The following is a 15,398-nucleotide window of genomic DNA, read 5'->3' as shown; positions in this document are numbered from 1 at the left end:
AGGATTGTAAGTACAGGAAAAAAAATAAGGTTGGAAGTCGACGATTGGTTGCCTTCCAGCCTTAATTAAATTAAGACTTAGAAATTTAAATATCATATGGAGTTAGTTACCCCAAGTATTGGACTTGTTTTCTGGACATTAATCGCGTTTTTGTTTCTATTGCTGCTTCTTAGAAAGCTAGCCTGGAAACCAATCATGGGTGCTATCTATGAGCGCGAGCAGTACATCGATGAGGCTTTAAATAAAGCGGAATTGGCAAAAAAAGAAATGGCTCGTTTAACTGCTCAAAACGAGGAGTTGATGCTGCAGGCGCGTGCTGAAAGGGATGTTATCCTTAAAGAAGCAAAAACGCTTAAAGACAGCATCCTGAATGAGGCTAAAGCACAGGCGCAGGCTGAAGGTAGCAAGATGCTTGAAAAAGCTAAGATCGAAATTGCTAACCAGAAGAAAGCTGCACTGGCTGAAATGAAGTCGCAGGTATCTACTTTATCTATCGAGATCGCGGAACGTGTTTTGCGCGGACAATTACAGGATAAAGCGAAACAGCAGGAATTGGTTACAGGCCTGTTAAAGGATGTAGAGTTAAACTAATTTTATCCAAACGTAAAGTACAAATGTCAAATAGTAAAGCAGCATCAAGATACGCGAAGTCACTTATTGATCTTTCTATCGAGCAAAACTCTATGGAAGCTGTTCGGGCTGACATGGCAAGCATCGTTTCGGTAATTACTGCAAACCCTTTACTGGGTGCAATTCTTAGCAACCCGATTATTCCGCTTGATAAAAAAGCCGGTATCTTAAAAGACACTTTCTCCGGAAGGGTTAGTGCAGTTACCGATCTGTTCCTGAAGCTGATCGTAAGCAAAGGAAGGTCTTCAATCGTGTTTGAAACTGCTAAAGCTTATTTATCACAGTATAATGCCCTGAAAGGTATTATCACTGCAGAGGTAACTTCAGCGATTCCGCTAACAGAAGCGAACCGTACTGAGATTATAACTATAGTTAAAAGAGAAGTTGGCGCCAACGAAGTACTGATCAAAGAAAAAGTTGATGAGAAACTGATTGGCGGGTTTATTTTAAAGGTCGGCGACAGGCAGTTTGATGCCAGCATTGCCAGCAACCTGAATAAACTAAAAAAAGAATTTAGCCACGGTGTGGTTTAATAAACATTAACAGATTACTGATTACAAAAGAAATAATATAAAACATTATGGTAGAGGTAAGACCAGACGAAGTATCGGCAATTATCAGGCAACAATTGGCGGGCTTCAAATCAGAAGCTGAACTGGAAGAGGTTGGTACCGTATTACAAGTGGGTGATGGTATCGCCCGTGTTTACGGTTTAACTAAAGTACAGTCAGGTGAGTTAGTTGAATTTGACAACGGCTTACAAGGGATTGTATTGAACCTTGAGGAAGATAACGTTGGTGTGGTTTTATTAGGTCCTTATGGCGACATCAAGGAAGGTGATACCATTAAGCGTACCAATAAAATTGCTTCTATCAAAGTTGGTGAAGGTATGTTAGGTCGTGTTGTAAACACACTTGGCGAGCCTATCGACGGTAAAGGTCCAATCTTAGGCCCAACCTACGAAATGCCGATTGAACGTAAAGCACCTGGTGTAATTTACCGTCAGCCGGTTACTGAACCATTACAAACTGGTATCAAAGCGATTGACGCAATGATTCCAATTGGCCGTGGTCAGCGTGAGTTGGTTATTGGTGATCGTCAAACTGGTAAAAGTGCCGTTTGTATCGATACCATCATCAATCAAAAAGAATTCTATGAAGCAGGCAACCCTGTTTTATGTATATATGTAGCTTGCGGTCAGAAAGCAAGTACCGTAGCGAACGTTGTTCGTACACTAGAAGAGAATGGTGCAATGGCATACACGGTAGTCGTTTCTGCTGCTGCTGCTGATCCTGCTCCACTTCAATTCTACGCACCTTTCTCTGGTGCTGCAATTGGTGAGTACTTCAGAGATACTGGTCGCCCGGCATTGATCGTTTATGATGATTTGTCTAAACAAGCTGTGGCTTACCGTGAGGTTTCTCTTTTACTACGTCGTCCACCGGGCCGTGAGGCTTATCCAGGTGACGTGTTCTACCTTCACAGCCGTTTATTAGAGCGTGCTGCGAAAATCAACGCTAACGATGATATCGCACAATCCATGAACGATCTTCCGGAGTCTATCAAAGGAATCGTTAAAGGTGGTGGTTCATTAACGGCATTGCCAATCATTGAAACTCAGGCTGGTGACGTATCTGCTTACATCCCGACCAACGTAATTTCCATTACTGACGGTCAGATCTTCCTGGAGTCGAACTTGTTTAACGCAGGTGTTCGTCCGGCGATCAACGTAGGTATCTCGGTATCACGTGTAGGTGGTAACGCACAGATCAAGTCGATGAAGAAAGTTGCTGGTACTTTAAAGTTAGATCAGGCGCAATACCGCGAGTTAGAGGCTTTCTCTAAGTTCGGATCTGACTTAGATGCTGCTACTAAATCTGTATTGGACAAAGGTGCCCGTAACGTGGAGTTGTTAAAACAAGGCCAGTTCTCACCAATGCCAGTTGAAAAGCAAGTTGCGATCATCTACATCGGTACTAAAAACCTGATGCGTCAGGTTCCAGTAGCGCGTGTTAAAGAATTCGAACAAGAATTCCTTGAGCAAATTGAATTGCGTCACCCAGAGGTTTTAGCTGCCCTAAAAGCAGGTAAACTTGAAGATGCAAGTACAAGCGTATTAGAAACAGTAGCTAAAGAGGTTTCAAGTAAATATTAATCTCTAACGGCGCACACTAAAATAACATGGCTAATTTAAAAGAAGTAAGAATACGTATAGCATCGGTGCAATCTACACAGCAGATTACCAAGGCCATGAAAATGGTTTCGGCTGCTAAGCTAAAGCGTGCTACCAATGCGATTACACAATTACGTCCATATGCTACTAAACTAAAGGAGATTTTAGGTAATCTGTCGGCAAGTTTAGAAGGTTCATCATCACCTTTTATTCAGGAGCGTGAACCGAACAAAGTTTTAGTTGTGGTCGTGTCATCAAACCGTGGTCTTGCAGGTGCGTTCAACATGAATGTTATCAAAGCAACCAACAATCTGATTGCGGAGCGCTATAGTGAGCAGTTGAAGAATGGTAATGTTAGTGTCGTTGCAATTGGTAAGAAGGCTCAGGACTTCTACGAGAAGCGTAATTACAACACCATCGGTAACAACAACGAGCTATATTCAGCATTGACCTTCGAGAATGTAACCCAAATTACAGAAGCGATCATGGATGGCTTTGTGAAAGGCGATTACGATGAAGTTCAGGTGGTTTATAACCGCTTCAAAAATGCCGCTGTTCAAATCGTTACAACAGAGCAACTGCTTCCATTAAAAGGTGCTGCTGAAACACAAGTAGAGACGGTAAAAGGTTCAAATGTGGACTACATCCTGGAGCCATCTCAAGCAGAGATCGTAGAACAGTTGATTCCGAAGTCGATCAAGATACAGCTTTACAAAGCGGTATTAGATTCACATGCTTCAGAACACGGTGCGCGTATGACCTCTATGGACAAAGCAACTGAAAATGCCGGAGATCTTTTGAAAGCATTAAAACTATCCTACAACCAGGCCCGTCAGGCTGCTATTACAACCGAGTTAACTGAGATTGTAAGTGGTGCTGCTGCCCTGAATGGATAATCAAAGAATATATTATCAAAGCCTCTGTCGCACGACAGAGGCTTTTTTGTTTAAACAAATCAGTCAAATGAAAACACGTTTAGCGATCCTGATTGCCTTCCTCATGCCATTAGGTCTACTGGCTCAGGACAATAGCACAAACCAGATAGATACCACATCAAACAACCAAAGCGGTTACCGCGATTATACCGCTGCAGTACTCTGGCAGCAACATGCCGGAGAATACCGCGCCCTTGCCTTTCAGGCCTACAACTTTGCCAAAATTTCCCTGCTGGAGCGCTTGAAACAAGCGGGCAAGGACAAGAAGTACTGCGTAGTGGTAGATGTGGATGAAACCGTTCTGGACAATTCACCATTGCAAGGTTATGAGATCACCCAGGGCAGGACCTTTGATCCTAAGGACTGGAGTGATTGGACGGGCAAAGGCATAGCCGACACCGTTCCCGGTGCATTGAGCTTCCTCAAGTTTGCCGCTGAACATCAGGTGGAGACCTTTTACGTGACCAACAGGGACACTTCAGAAATGAAAGGTACCTTGTACAACCTTAAGACCCTTGGCTTCCCCAATGCGGATAAAGCACACATCCTGCTAAAAAGCAGTACCTCAGATAAAGAACCTAGAAGACAGCAGATCCTGGAGAATTATCATATCCTGCTTCTATGCGGTGATAACCTCAGCGACTTCTCTAACATCTTCTATCGTTCAGGCAAGAACACTATTGAGCAGGTAAATGCGGCACAAGCCGAATTTGGTACGCATTTTATTGTACTACCAAACCCAATGTATGGCGACTGGGAAAAACAGTTCTATAAAGAGGGCAAACCGACGGAAGCCATTAAGGCTGCAGAACGGTTAAAAGGATTGAAAACTTATTAGTATTAATCCTTTTATATAGGCTAATTAATATTATTTTTGTGCGGTAAAACTAAAAAATTAACATGGATAAGAAACCAATCTACAGTACTCCCAGCATGAAAACTGCAAACGATGAAGGGATCTACAAATTATTACTAGTTGGAATTATATTAGGTGTAATCGGCGTGTTTTTGCGTTTTGCAGGTGATTCTGATATGCTGTCCCTAATTTCATGGGCTATCCTGTTTGTAGGAGCAGCTTTTTGCTTCAAAGGCGTTTTCAAGATTCTAGGTGCATAACCTTCCAGATACCAACATTAAAAAAGCCGGTTCGATAAGAACTGGCTTTTTTGTTTATAATAGGCTTTCTTGTTTGTGAGCTTATTTCACACGCTTCTGATTGTCTTTCGCAAAAGCTTCCCAGCCGGAGTAGGACTTACCGCCGCCCCCTGAAGGCACCCTTTGAAAAGCATGGCAAACCGCCACGGCAAGTCCGTCTGTAGCATCCAGGAACTCGGGTGTTTCTTTAAACAGCAGCAGCCGCTGCAACATCGCCGCCACCTGTTCCTTGCCCGCACTACCATTGCCTGTAATCGACTGTTTAATTTTCCGTGGCGCATATTCCGTCACCGGGATGCTCTTCGATAGCGCTGCTGCCATCGCCACACCCTGTGCGCGGCCCAGTTTCAGCATCACCTGAACGTTCTTACCGTAGAACGGCGCTTCAAGCGCCATCACATCTGGTTTGTACTGCTCAATCAAACCTACCGTCTTGTCAAATATCCTTTGAAGCTTTAGAAAATGATCGTCAAGGTGATCCATCTTTACCACCCCCATGCTGATCAGCTTAATTTTACTCCCCTGTTCCAGGATCAATCCGTAGCCCATAACCGCTGTTCCCGGATCGATTCCCATGATCACCCTTTCCTTTTTTTCCACCAACATAGAACAATAATAAGCATATTTGCAGAGAGTGAGCGCAAAAAGTATAACACCCCGATACAAGACCATCATATCTAATCTGATCAAAATTGGCGTTGTCGTATTTGCCTTTTACTTCATCTACGTCAAGCTTAGCGCCAACCAGGACCTCAAAGGATTTCTTGACCTCATCCACCGCATTCCTTCCGTACAGATCATTGCCGTTATCTCGCTCGTGTTCCTGCTGATGCTTGTAAACTGGGGCCTGGAAGCAGTAAAATGGAAAAGACTTATAGCACCAATAGAGCGCATCAGCCTTTGGAAAGCGATAGAATCGGTATTCTGTGGACTTACCTGGGCGGTATTCACACCGAACCGGATCGGGGAGTATGGCGGGCGTGTCTTTTTCCTTTCGCCTAAACGGCGGATCATCGGGGCAGTAGCGATGGCTGTGGGTAACATCGGACAAATGGTGCTCACCAACATCTTCGGCTCCATTGCCCTGTGCATTTTCATTTACCGTTTCAAACCGATGGACGACCTGTTCTTCCTGTTCCTCTGCACCATCGCTTTTATCTTCTGTTCCTTTTTGGCCATATTCTACTTCAACATCAGGTGGCTGAATGGGCTGCTGCTCTCCATGCGCTTTACCAGAAAATATAAGAAGTTCTACACCATCCTGGCCCGGTACCGAAAGGCCGAGCTCCTGAGAATACTGCTTTACTGCCTGGCGAGATATGCCGTATTCAGCACCCAATATTTCATCATGTTTTTCTGGCTGATACCAAGCCTGCATTTTACCGATGTGCTGATGATGGTCTGCATCCTGTTTTTCATACAATCCAACCTGCCATCACTAGATCTGTTCGACATTGGCATCCGAAGTGTGACAGCCTTATTTTTCTTCGAATTCATTACCGACCAAAGTGCACCTGTAGTGGCCTGCACCGCCAGCATCTGGCTTATTAATATTATTATTCCTGCTATATTAGGATCCTATTTCGTCTTTAAACTTAATTTCTTTGGAAGTCTTAAACGTAACTAGTGTATTATCCCTTTTGCTGACGTTACTTTACCTGGGTGTAATCCTCTGGTTCATAAAAGGTTGGAAAGCGCTGAAAACCTTTACCTACCGCAAACACCAGCCCATAAAGGTCTCCATCATCATTGCAGCCCGGGATGAAGCCGAAAACATCAGCAAAACGATAGAAGATTTGCTGGCGCAGGATTACGAGAAGGAATACCTGGAGATCATCTTTATCGACGACCATTCTACAGACAATACCGGGGCGATCATCAGCTCCTATGCTGCACAAGGCATCAGCCTGATCAGCCTGAACGAAAGCAATACCATCAATTCCTATAAAAAGAAAGCCATTGAAACGGCCATAGGCGATGCCAAGGGCGATCTCATTATCACTACTGATGCAGACTGCCGTATGGGTCCGAACTGGCTTAAAACCATTGTGAGCTATTACCAGGAGGGTGGTTACAAAATGATCTCCTCTCCGGTGGTATACTTCGAAGAGCAGAGCCGCTTTGAAAGGGCACAATCCCTGGAGTTCCTGTTCCTGATCGGCATGGGCGCCTCTACCATTGGTAACAACAAACCATCAACCTGCAACGGCGCCAACCTGGCCTATGAGCGTCAGGCTTTCTATGAAGTTGGTGGCTTTAAAGGTATCGATGACCTTGCCTCTGGCGATGACGAGTTGCTGCTGCACAAAATGGCCGACAAATACGGCAACAAGATCGGTTTCCTCAAGAACCACGAAGCCATCGTGTATACCCAGGCCAAGCCAACCCTGCGGGAGTTTATACAGCAACGTAAACGTTGGGCTTCAAAAAGCACCAGGTACAAGAACAAGTCGATCATTGTGCTCGGTGTGCTGGTCTGGTTATTTAACCTGAGCATCCTGCTTAACCTGCTAGCTGGCACAGCGATGTTGCTGTTCAACATCTCCGCGGGGGCGCAGCTGTTATCCCTCGCACTTCTTCAGTTCTCTATAAAATTGCTGATAGAATTCCTGTTTTTGAAAAAAGTTACTCAATTTGCCCGCAGACCGGAACTCATGCAACTTTTGCCTTTGTTAAACATCCTGCACATCATTTACATCATCTATATCGGTATTGCCGGCAACTCCGGTAAGTACAGTTGGAAAGGAAGGATGGTTCGCTAATGAATGATCACAGCCCTTCAAAAAAGATCTGGAAGAAGTTCAAAAAGAACAAATTCGCTGTTGGCGGCCTGCTGTTCATCCTGGCCACCATGATCATCGGGATTTTAGGTTACCTCGTAACTCCGGATCAAACGCCTATGGCCAACACCATGCACCTGCAGCTCAGCAATAAAAAGCCTGGCCGCAGTTTCAGCTTTCTGGTCATCAACCAAAATCCATCCATCCAGCAGGTCAACATCTTTGAAAAGATGCTGTACGGACAGGAAGCGAACTTCAAAAGCATACCCATAAACAGCTACAAGATTACCCGCACGAAAGTGGAAGCCGCGGCTTACATCGGCGATGATGAACCCGGTGAACGCAAGGTGTACAACATCAAAGACATCTGCAGCAGCTGCGATCTGAACGCAAACCCAGAACAGCTGAAAGCGCAATTTATCCAGAGCAACATCTATGAGCAGCGCTTCCTGTTGGGTACCGACATCTATGGCCGCGACCTACTCAGCAGGCTCATCCTCGGCATCAGGGTTTCGCTTTCCGTAGGCCTTATGGCGGTGATCATCTCCTTATTGATCGGCATCAGCTTAGGTGCGCTAGCCGGGTATTTTGGCGGCAAAGTAGACGCGGCAATCAGCTGGTTCATGAACGTGATCTGGTCATTGCCCTCCTTACTGCTGGTCATTGCCATCTCTTTTGCCCTGGGTAAAGGCTTCTGGCAGATCTTCATTGCCGTGGGCTTATCGACCTGGGTGGATGTTGCGAGGCTTGTCCGCGGACAAGTCATGGCGCTCAAAGAAGTGGAGTTCGTAGAAGCTTCCAAAGCGCTGGGCTTTCCCACCAGCCGCATCATCATCAAACACATCCTGCCGAACATCGCCGGCCCGATCCTGGTGGTCGCTTCCGCAAACTTCGCCTCGGCCATCCTGCTCGAAACCGGGCTAAGCTTCCTGGGTTTCGGTGCACAGCCACCAATGCCAAGCTGGGGCACCATGATCAAGGAGCATTATGGCTACATCATCATGGATGCCGCATACCTCGCCGTACTGCCTGGACTGGCCATCATGCTTACCGTCTACGCCTTCAACGTACTTGCCATCGGCTTAAGAGATGCCTTTGATGTCAAATCACAGAACGTAACGGTTTAAAAATTACTTTTTCCCTTGAATTCTTCAGCTGCATTATCCTTAACTTTGCGGTATGTTAATCAATTGTTTCCAAAAAGAACTGATCGAAGCAGGCTGTGATGAGGCGGGCAGAGGATGCCTTGCAGGTCCGGTATATGCTGCTGCCGTCATTCTTCCACGGAAATTCAAATCCAAGATCCTGAACGACTCCAAGAAACTTAGCCTGGAACAGCGTCTGGAGATGCGTGAGGTGATCCAGAAACAAGCCATTTGCTGGGCGGTAGGTGTGGTGGACAACAACGAGATTGATGAGATTAACATTTTAAATGCCTCCTTTCTGGCGATGCACCGCGCCATCGACCAGCTTATGGTTATTCCGCAATACCTGGTGATCGACGGAAACCGCTTTAAACCCTATTCAGATATCCCACATGCCTGCATCGTTAAAGGCGACGGCAAGTATCTGAACATCGCAGCGGCTTCGATTCTCGCGAAAACATACCGTGATGATTATATGGCCAACATCGCTTTGGAGCATCCGGAATATGAGTGGCATCAAAATAAAGGCTATGCAACAGCTGCGCACCGCCTGGTATCTATTGAAAGAGGATTAACACCATATCATAGAAGAACCTTTACGATCAGTCACCCGCAATTTTACGGTATGCCTGATCTTGTCGTATAAATTTGTACTTTCAGTAACTTGAAAACGCTTTTCATTACAAACCGGGTCCCTTTTCCGCCGAAGAGCGGATATCCTATAGTTGTTTATAACACAATTAAGGGCCTGCTTCGTATGGGCGTAGATATCACCTTGTTCAGCATTAATCCCAATGAGCACCAGGTCGATGTCGAGGACATCTATGATCCCGTGTTCGATGCCATCAAGTTCCACCATTACAGCGTAAACACAGATGCCAACCTAATCGGTGCCTTGTTCAACATCTTTTCGAACGAATCTTACAACATCTCCAGGTTCTATGATGATGAAGCCGCCAGAATGCTGGAAGACATTCTCCGGGAAACGGAGTTCGACATCATCCAGTTCGAAAGTCTTTTCGTGGTGCCTTACCTTGATGTGGTAAAAGCCAATAGTAAAGCAAGGCTGATTTACCGCGCACATAACATGCTGTTTGATGTCTGGGAGCGACTATCCCAAGGTGAAAAGTTCAGACCCAAACGTACCTACCTGGAGTTCCTGGCAAGGCGCCTGAAAGCTTATGAAAGTGAACAGATCAACCGCTTCCACCGGGTATTCGCCATATCCGAACCCGACCGGCATCACATCATCAAGCTCGGCTGTGAAGCCAGTGTTGATGTTTTCCCAGTATCCCTGGACATTGAGCAGTATAAAGTAGATCCTGCCAGCCCCAACTTTCCAACCCTGTTCCACCTGGGTTCCATGGATTGGCTGCCCAACCGGGAAGGCATTGAGTGGTTCCTGGATGAAGTATGGCCAGACATTGAAGAGCTGAACAGCGAGCTGCGCTTCTATATTGCCGGTCGCAACATGCCCAAGAAGTTCTTCGAATACGACTCTGATAATGTACTGGTAGAAGGGGAGATCTTCGATGCCGTGGAATTCATGAACTCCAAATCCATCATGATCGTGCCGATGCTCTCCGGCAGCGGTATGCGGGTAAAGATCCTGGAAGGCATGGCCATGGGCAAATGTATCATTGCTACTACCATTGCCGCAGAAGGCATTGCCTGCGAACACGGCAAAGACATTCTGCTCGCCGATACCCCTGACGAGTTCTACCGCTACATCCTCCAGTGCCTCACCCAATCCAGAAAATGGAAGGAAATCGGACAACAGGCCAGAAAAACTGCAGAACGCGAATACGACATCTCCGGCGTATCGCAAAGGATGTTTCAGGTATATCTGCAACTACTTAATGCTTAAAAATTTGTGTACTTTTGCTCGCAATTTTTAACAACAAAGCATGAATTCATCAACATCCTGATGGATTCAGCAGCAAACACGAATCTAAACAGATGAAAGAGATCGCTTTAACAAACAAACACATATCCTTAGGTGCTAAGATGGTTCCCTTTGCTGGCTACAACATGCCGGTGCAATATGAAGGCATCAATGCCGAACACGCGACAGTAAGACAAGGCGTCGGCGTATTTGATGTATCACACATGGGTGAGTTTATCTTGAAAGGCGAAAATGCTTTAGATCTTATTCAACGTGTTACCAGCAATGATGCTTCTAAATTGTATGATGGCAAGATCCAATACTCCTGCCTGCCCAATGAAGATGGCGGTATTGTAGATGATCTGCTGGTTTATCGCATTGATGAGAAAACCTATATGCTTGTTGTTAATGCTTCCAACATTGAAAAAGACTGGAACTGGATCCAGAAATACAATACACAAGGGGTGGAGATGCACAACATTTCTGATAAAACCTCTTTACTTGCCGTACAAGGCCCTAAAGCTGCCGAAGCACTGCAAAGCCTTACCGAGGTAGACCTTGCCTCTATGGAGTACTATACCTTTGTTAAAGGCCAGTTTGCAGGCGTGGATAACGTGTTGATTTCTGCAACCGGTTATACTGGTGCAGGTGGTTTCGAGATCTATTTCGACAATGAACACGCTGATAAAATCTGGGATGCTATTTTCGAAGCGGGTGCGGAATTGGGCATTAAGCCGATCGGACTAGGTGCCCGTGATACCCTGAGACTGGAAATGGGCTTCTGCTTGTATGGAAATGATATTGACGATACCACTTCGCCAATTGAAGCAGGTTTAGGTTGGATCACCAAATTCACCAAGAACTTTACCAATAGCGAAGCGCTTAAAGCACAAAAAGAAGCTGGTGTAAAAAGCAAACTGGTAGGTTTTGAAATGATCGACCGTGGTATTCCGCGTCATGATTATGAAATTGTAGATGCAGAAGGTAACAAAATTGGAAGGGTAACTTCTGGAACGCAGTCGCCATCACTTCAAAAAGCCATTGGAATGGGTTATGTAGCTAAGGAATTCGCGAAAGAAGGCAGCGAGATTTACATCAGTATCCGCAACAACAAAGTGAAAGCTAAGCTAGTGAAGTTCCCTTTTTATAAATAAGCCGTACCCATATATTACATGTCGAGAAAGATTGAAGTTTGTTTAACGCCCGCATTATTGGGGCTTTATGATATAAAAGATAGTATTGTTGTTGTAATCGACATCTTAAGAGCAACCTCTTCCATGGTTTATGGCATTGATAATGGTGCAAGCTCCATTATCCCGGTTGCCCAGGTTGAAGATTGTTTAAAGTATGCAGATCATGGTTACCTGCTTGCTGCAGAGCGCAACGGCGAAGTGGTTACAGGTTACAATTTCGGAAACTCTCCATTTTCTTATACTGCGGAGCATGTTGCCGGTAAGACCGTTGTTTTAACAACTACAAACGGCACGAAAGCCCTGCACATGGCGCGTGCTACAGCACACCAGGTGGTTATCGGTTCCTTCCTGAACCTGCAGTCGCTCTGCGACTGGTTAAGAAAACAACCTCAGGATGTTTTGTTGTTATGCGCAGGCTGGAAGGATTCTGCAAACCTTGAAGATACGCTGTTTGCCGGCGCAGTGGTGAAAGAACTACGTTCTGAATTCACCGTGTTCGACGATTCCTCGGTGATGGCCGAGGATCTTTACGGGCTTGCAGAACATGATCTAGGTGCATACATGACCAAATCCTCGCACAGTCACCGACTTGCGGCTCTGAACATCGGCGAAGATGTTAAGTTCTGCCTGCAGTTGAACATTTGCCAGGCCATTCCCGTACTGGTGGGAGATGCCCTGGTTGCGCTGAACAAAGCTTAATAAGTACATTTTACTTTTCAAATAAAGAGGCCCTATGCATTTGCTGCATGGGGCCTTTTGCTTGTAACAGGGTGGCAAAAAAGCCTGGTGTTGCAAGGTGCTTGCGGCGTACTTGAACCGTGGTTGCAACGTGCTTTGTACGTACGGAGACGTAGCAAGCACGGTTTAAGTACCTTGCAAATGCATAGCAAAATGGATGTAAATGGGGAACGTTGCTTTAGCCGAGCAGTTGCTTCAGCTTCTCGTTGGTGTGGATGGCGCGAAGTGTTTCCTCATAGGCCAGCCAATAAATGGTTTCCGCTTTTGCGGTATCGAAGGTTTTTATCTCACCCATGCCCTTGGGCTCGATCAGCACGTCGCATAAAGGTGATTTCTCTTCCATGTCCTTGTTGATGGACATCAGGAAGGCCCTGCCCATCAGTGCCCGGATCTTGGTGATCTTCTCCACCGGATTGAGGTGGTTACAGGAAGAACCGATGATGAAGTCGCAGTTGCCCACCAGCGGCTCAATAGGGAAGTTGTTCAGGATGCCACCATCTACATACATTTGGTTGTTGATCATCACCGGACTGAAGATACCGGGAATGCAGCTGGAAGCCTGTACGGTACGGATGAGCGGTCCCTGATTGAAGTATTCAATCCTGCCCTCGCTGAAGTTGGTCGCGGCGATGGTCAGGGGGATCTTTAAACTTTCAAAGCGATCATCCGGGAAGTAGGTCTGGAACAGCGCGGTGGTGCGCTCAATATTGATCAGGCCCAATCCCTGCAGTGCAGGACGGATGAAGCGCAGCAGTTTGGTTTTGAGGAATATCTTGAGTCCTTCTTCGGGGTCCACACCAGAGGCATAAAAAGCTCCGGCAATAGAACCTGCGCTGGTGCCGCTGATATGACTGAATTGTACACCGGCATTTGAAAATGCCTTAAGCACGCCTAAATGCGCTATGCCTCTGATGCCGCCACCGGATAGTACAATCCCTACTTTTGTCATTTCTGCCTTGGTTTATATTTGGACGCATGCAGGATCTTTTCTGCATCCCGCTCCGCCATCAGCGCTTGTAAGGTTACCTCCGGATTTTCCTTCATGTATTTCCTTACGATCTGCCAGCCCATCCATACACCCAATTTTGGTGCCGATTGGTTCTTTTCGCCCAATCCCGGTGTAAAAGGACCTTCGCTCAGGTACACCTGAATCTTTTGGTAGTCGGTTTTAAACAGTAGTTCATGCTCCATAAAGTAGCCCCAAATGTTGCCTTCGTAGGTGCTGCACCAGCCCAGTTGCTGGTCTGTATAGCCGATCTTCACGGAATCCGGTACCTTTTCATCGAGCACCTGATCCATGAAATACAGGATCTTTCCGTTATGGATCATCTTTGAAAGTAGGGTGCGGTCTTCATCACGCTCCGGGAAAAGCTCCTCGCGGGCAAAAGTTTCTGCTAATCGTGGAACAACATACTCCGGGCTAAAACGCCGGGAAAGATACATCGGCACATTGCGTACAATGGCGGGATAGAAACGGCTGTCTTTACCCAGGAACATGTCTAGTCCTATGCCCATGTATCCGTCGCCAACAGGTGCCTGCACTTCAAATCCAGATACGAAAGCGATAAACTTAGGGACATTCACCTCCGGGTAATAGTGTTTGATGTATTTGAAGGCCGTCGTGAGATCCTTTTCAATGGGCGCCATGTTTTTGAACACGCTGTCGGCATCATGGTTCAGGTCCTTAAAAGCCTGATCCTGATATAAGACATCGAGAATCTCCGGACCGGAATAGGCACCATTTCCAACAATGCGGTTAATGTAATCCTGGTAAAAGTTGCCGTACTTTTTGGCAAGGTCTGCGTCGGTTTGCGCTGGACCTTTAGCCATGCCGGCTACGATATCCCGGTCAAAACGTGCTATGGAAATATCCAATTTAATGTCTTCTACATCAGGGCGCTTGTTCTGCTTGCAGGAAAATAGTATAAGCAGAGCGGCAAAAAAAAGATAGATTTGGGAAAACTTAACCGTATTGTTCATGTTGAACAAATATAGACAGATCAGGGCTTAATCCTGCAACAATGGCGGTGTCAATTGAAATGTGTAATCCTGGCTGCTGAGGCCTATTTTTAAATGGTATGAAAAAAATCTTATTTACTCTACTCTTATTTTGTTTTACAGGAAGCGCATTCGCGCAATGGCAGAATGGTCCTTTAGGAAATGATTTCAAACTGGGCTTAACCGCACATCCAACCTTCGGCTGGTTAAAACCGGAAGGTGGCAAAGCGGACGGTACCAGTATTGGCTTTTCTTATGGTTTGCTCGGTGATTTCAACTTCGCAGAAAACTATAGCTTCTCAACAGGGTTGACCATCACCACCATCAATGGTAAAAGCACAGAGATCAACCCAGCGCCTTACCATGATGTTAATGACCCGGCCAAGCTTGCTTACGGCCTGAAATACAAGTTGCAGTACATTGAAATTCCATTGACCATCAAGCTTCGGACTTCCAAGGTAGGCGAGTTGGTATGGTACGGACAATTCGGTTTATCTAACGATTTCAACATCGGCGCTAAACAGGATGTCTCTTTATCTGGCAGAAAGATTGTTGAGGACAGGAACATCAAGGATTTAACGAACTTCTACCGGGCGGGATTGATTCTTGGTGCTGGTGGGGAGTTCGACCTGGATACGCATACCAGCGTTTCGGTGGGTTTAACCTTTAACAATGGGTTTACGGATATCAGCGATGACAAGAACCGCAACGTGCGTAACCACTACGTGGGATTAAACCTTGCCGTATTCTTCTAAGACCTTATTTG

General features: G+C 45.9%; 17 protein-coding genes. 14 read left to right on the top strand and 3 right to left on the bottom strand.

Annotated elements, in window-relative coordinates; genetic code table 11:
* Positions 1-96: 96 nt before the first annotated feature.
* The 6 genes from atpF to ACTHQF_RS02440 all read left to right on the top strand — a co-directional run bounded on the left by atpF (position 97) and on the right by ACTHQF_RS02440 (position 4,854).
* Positions 97-591 (top strand): F0F1 ATP synthase subunit B, encoded by a 495-nt coding sequence (gene atpF, locus ACTHQF_RS02465; protein WP_440428260.1) that lies wholly within the window; start codon positions 97-99, stop codon positions 589-591.
* A gap of 23 nt (positions 592-614) precedes the next feature.
* Entirely contained in the window at positions 615-1,163 is a 549-nt protein-coding gene (gene atpH / locus ACTHQF_RS02460) for an ATP synthase F1 subunit delta (RefSeq protein WP_440428259.1), read from the top strand.
* Between the two features lie 47 nt (positions 1,164-1,210).
* Positions 1,211-2,785 (top strand): F0F1 ATP synthase subunit alpha, encoded by a 1,575-nt coding sequence (gene atpA / locus ACTHQF_RS02455; RefSeq protein ID WP_440428258.1) that lies wholly within the window; start codon positions 1,211-1,213, stop codon positions 2,783-2,785.
* A gap of 26 nt (positions 2,786-2,811) precedes the next feature.
* Entirely contained in the window at positions 2,812-3,699 is an 888-nt protein-coding gene (atpG, locus tag ACTHQF_RS02450; RefSeq protein ID WP_440428257.1) for an ATP synthase F1 subunit gamma, read from the top strand.
* A 67-nt stretch (positions 3,700-3,766) separates the two neighbouring features.
* Positions 3,767-4,576, top strand: coding sequence for a 5'-nucleotidase, lipoprotein e(P4) family (locus tag ACTHQF_RS02445; protein WP_440428256.1), 810 nt, complete (start codon positions 3,767-3,769; stop codon positions 4,574-4,576).
* Positions 4,577-4,638: 62 nt separating this feature from the next.
* Entirely contained in the window at positions 4,639-4,854 is a 216-nt protein-coding gene (locus tag ACTHQF_RS02440; protein WP_440428255.1) for a hypothetical protein, read from the top strand.
* A gap of 81 nt (positions 4,855-4,935) precedes the next feature.
* Here ACTHQF_RS02440 and ruvC read toward each other — a convergent pair whose 3' ends face one another.
* On the bottom strand, positions 4,936-5,499 hold the full coding sequence (ruvC, locus tag ACTHQF_RS02435) for a crossover junction endodeoxyribonuclease RuvC (RefSeq protein ID WP_440428254.1): 564 nt from the start codon (positions 5,497-5,499) through the stop codon (positions 4,936-4,938).
* A gap of 43 nt (positions 5,500-5,542) precedes the next feature.
* Here ruvC and ACTHQF_RS02430 point away from each other — a divergent pair, with 43 nt between their 5' ends.
* From ACTHQF_RS02430 to ACTHQF_RS02400, 7 genes are all read left to right on the top strand, one after another.
* Positions 5,543-6,520, top strand: coding sequence for a hypothetical protein (locus ACTHQF_RS02430; RefSeq protein ID WP_440428981.1), 978 nt, complete (start codon positions 5,543-5,545; stop codon positions 6,518-6,520).
* On the top strand, positions 6,498-7,655 hold the full coding sequence (locus ACTHQF_RS02425; RefSeq protein ID WP_440428253.1) for a glycosyltransferase family 2 protein: 1,158 nt from the start codon (positions 6,498-6,500) through the stop codon (positions 7,653-7,655). The genes ACTHQF_RS02430 and ACTHQF_RS02425 overlap by 23 nt, the downstream gene beginning before the upstream one ends.
* Positions 7,655-8,800, top strand: a complete 1,146-nt coding sequence (locus ACTHQF_RS02420; protein ID WP_440428252.1) for an ABC transporter permease — start codon at positions 7,655-7,657, stop codon at positions 8,798-8,800. The genes ACTHQF_RS02425 and ACTHQF_RS02420 overlap by 1 nt, the downstream gene beginning before the upstream one ends.
* 52 nt (positions 8,801-8,852) lie before the next feature.
* Entirely contained in the window at positions 8,853-9,464 is a 612-nt protein-coding gene (locus ACTHQF_RS02415; RefSeq protein ID WP_440428251.1) for a ribonuclease HII, read from the top strand.
* An 18-nt stretch (positions 9,465-9,482) separates the two neighbouring features.
* Positions 9,483-10,685, top strand: a complete 1,203-nt coding sequence (locus ACTHQF_RS02410) for a glycosyltransferase family 4 protein (protein ID WP_440428250.1) — start codon at positions 9,483-9,485, stop codon at positions 10,683-10,685.
* Between the two features lie 92 nt (positions 10,686-10,777).
* Entirely contained in the window at positions 10,778-11,857 is a 1,080-nt protein-coding gene (gene gcvT, locus ACTHQF_RS02405; RefSeq protein ID WP_440428249.1) for a glycine cleavage system aminomethyltransferase GcvT, read from the top strand.
* Between the two features lie 18 nt (positions 11,858-11,875).
* Positions 11,876-12,595, top strand: a complete 720-nt coding sequence (locus tag ACTHQF_RS02400; protein WP_440428248.1) for a 2-phosphosulfolactate phosphatase — start codon at positions 11,876-11,878, stop codon at positions 12,593-12,595.
* A 217-nt stretch (positions 12,596-12,812) separates the two neighbouring features.
* On the opposite strand, the gene ACTHQF_RS02395 is transcribed toward ACTHQF_RS02400, so the two are convergent.
* On the bottom strand, positions 12,813-13,583 hold the full coding sequence (locus ACTHQF_RS02395) for a patatin-like phospholipase family protein (protein WP_440428247.1): 771 nt from the start codon (positions 13,581-13,583) through the stop codon (positions 12,813-12,815).
* Positions 13,580-14,614, bottom strand: a complete 1,035-nt coding sequence (gene gldB / locus ACTHQF_RS02390; RefSeq protein ID WP_440428246.1) for a gliding motility lipoprotein GldB — start codon at positions 14,612-14,614, stop codon at positions 13,580-13,582. The genes ACTHQF_RS02395 and gldB overlap by 4 nt, the downstream gene beginning before the upstream one ends.
* A gap of 98 nt (positions 14,615-14,712) precedes the next feature.
* Here gldB and ACTHQF_RS02385 point away from each other — a divergent pair, with 98 nt between their 5' ends.
* Positions 14,713-15,387 carry a porin family protein gene (locus ACTHQF_RS02385; protein ID WP_440428245.1) on the top strand — a complete coding sequence of 225 codons (675 nt, stop codon included), beginning with the start codon at positions 14,713-14,715 and terminating at the stop codon, positions 15,385-15,387.
* Positions 15,388-15,398: the final 11 nt, after the last annotated feature.

This window comes from Pedobacter sp. SAFR-022, from assembly GCF_051965375.1.
In the GTDB taxonomy this organism is placed as follows: domain Bacteria; phylum Bacteroidota; class Bacteroidia; order Sphingobacteriales; family Sphingobacteriaceae; genus Pedobacter.
Note: the sequence above shows the minus strand (reverse complement) of the source record. Positions and strands in the feature narration are given on the sequence as shown.

What these genes read in the sequence shown, in the direction of transcription:
- ACTHQF_RS02415 (WP_440428251.1), top strand. Translation starts at nt 8,853, where the DNA reads ATGTTAATCAATTGTTTCCAAAAAGAACTGATCGAAGCAGGCTGTGAT.
- atpF (WP_440428260.1), top strand. Translation starts at nt 97, where the DNA reads ATGGAGTTAGTTACCCCAAGTATTGGACTTGTTTTCTGGACATTAATC.
- ACTHQF_RS02420 (WP_440428252.1), top strand. Translation starts at nt 7,655, where the DNA reads ATGAATGATCACAGCCCTTCAAAAAAGATCTGGAAGAAGTTCAAAAAG.
- atpH (WP_440428259.1), top strand. Translation starts at nt 615, where the DNA reads ATGTCAAATAGTAAAGCAGCATCAAGATACGCGAAGTCACTTATTGAT.
- ACTHQF_RS02440 (WP_440428255.1), top strand. Translation starts at nt 4,639, where the DNA reads ATGGATAAGAAACCAATCTACAGTACTCCCAGCATGAAAACTGCAAAC.
- gldB (WP_440428246.1), bottom strand. Translation starts at nt 14,614, where the DNA reads ATGAACAATACGGTTAAGTTTTCCCAAATCTATCTTTTTTTTGCCGCT.
- gcvT (WP_440428249.1), top strand. Translation starts at nt 10,778, where the DNA reads ATGAAAGAGATCGCTTTAACAAACAAACACATATCCTTAGGTGCTAAG.
- atpG (WP_440428257.1), top strand. Translation starts at nt 2,812, where the DNA reads ATGGCTAATTTAAAAGAAGTAAGAATACGTATAGCATCGGTGCAATCT.
- ruvC (WP_440428254.1), bottom strand. Translation starts at nt 5,499, where the DNA reads ATGTTGGTGGAAAAAAAGGAAAGGGTGATCATGGGAATCGATCCGGGA.
- ACTHQF_RS02385 (WP_440428245.1), top strand. Translation starts at nt 14,713, where the DNA reads ATGAAAAAAATCTTATTTACTCTACTCTTATTTTGTTTTACAGGAAGC.
- ACTHQF_RS02445 (WP_440428256.1), top strand. Translation starts at nt 3,767, where the DNA reads ATGAAAACACGTTTAGCGATCCTGATTGCCTTCCTCATGCCATTAGGT.
- ACTHQF_RS02400 (WP_440428248.1), top strand. Translation starts at nt 11,876, where the DNA reads ATGTCGAGAAAGATTGAAGTTTGTTTAACGCCCGCATTATTGGGGCTT.
- ACTHQF_RS02395 (WP_440428247.1), bottom strand. Translation starts at nt 13,583, where the DNA reads ATGACAAAAGTAGGGATTGTACTATCCGGTGGCGGCATCAGAGGCATA.
- atpA (WP_440428258.1), top strand. Translation starts at nt 1,211, where the DNA reads ATGGTAGAGGTAAGACCAGACGAAGTATCGGCAATTATCAGGCAACAA.